The 787-nt window shown below is 50.6% G+C and carries 1 protein-coding gene; it reads right to left on the minus strand.

Going from position 1 to position 787, the window contains the following annotated elements:
• Window positions 1–787, minus strand: a 787-nt coding sequence (locus QUB13_RS14235; protein WP_333381827.1) for a WD40 repeat domain-containing protein, incomplete at both ends; no start/stop codon positions are given.

Raw genomic sequence — 787 nt, forward strand, 5'->3', positions numbered from 1 at the left:
CACTGCTAGTACCGAGTTACTATGACCCGTAAGAGTTTTCAGTTCTGAAGCTGTCTCGGTGTCCCAGATTTTCAGGGCTTCATCGTAAGAAGCGGAAATCGCTGTTTTACCGTCTGGTGCGATCGCCACTGCTAGTACCGAGTTACTATGACCCGTAAGAGTTTTCAGTTCTGAAGCTGTCTCGGTGTCCCAGATTTTCAGGGTTTTATCGTAAGAAGCAGAAATCGCTGTTTTACCGTCGGGTGCGATCGCCACTGCTGTTACAAAGGAACTATGACCCGTGAGAGTTTTCAGTTCCCGGCCTGTCTCGGTGTCCCAGATTTTCAGGGTACTATCCCATGAAGCGGAAATCGCTGTTTTACCGTCGGGTGCGATCGCCACTGCTGTTACTTGGTCAGTATGACCCGTGAGAGTTTTGAGTTCCCGACCTGTCTCGGTGTCCCAGATTTTCAGGGTTTTATCCCTTGAAGCGGAAATCGCTGTTTTTCCGTCGGGTGCGATCGCCACTGCTGTTACTTGGTCAGTATGACCCGTGAGAGTTTTGAGTTCCCGGACTGTCTCGGTGTCCCAGATTTTCAGCGTATTATCATCGGAAGCGGAAATCGCTGTTTTTTCGTCGGATGCGATCGCCACTGCTTTTACCTCGCCACTATGACCGGTGAGAGTTTTGAGTTCCCGGCCTGTCTCGGTGTCCCAGATTTTCAGGGTATGATCGGATGAACCGGAAATCGCTGTTTTACCGTCGGGTGCGATCGCCACTGCTTTTACATGGAAACTATGACCCGTG

This window comes from Microcoleus sp. B4-D4 (genome assembly GCF_036705185.1).
GTDB lineage: Bacteria > Cyanobacteriota > Cyanobacteriia > Cyanobacteriales > Microcoleaceae > Microcoleus.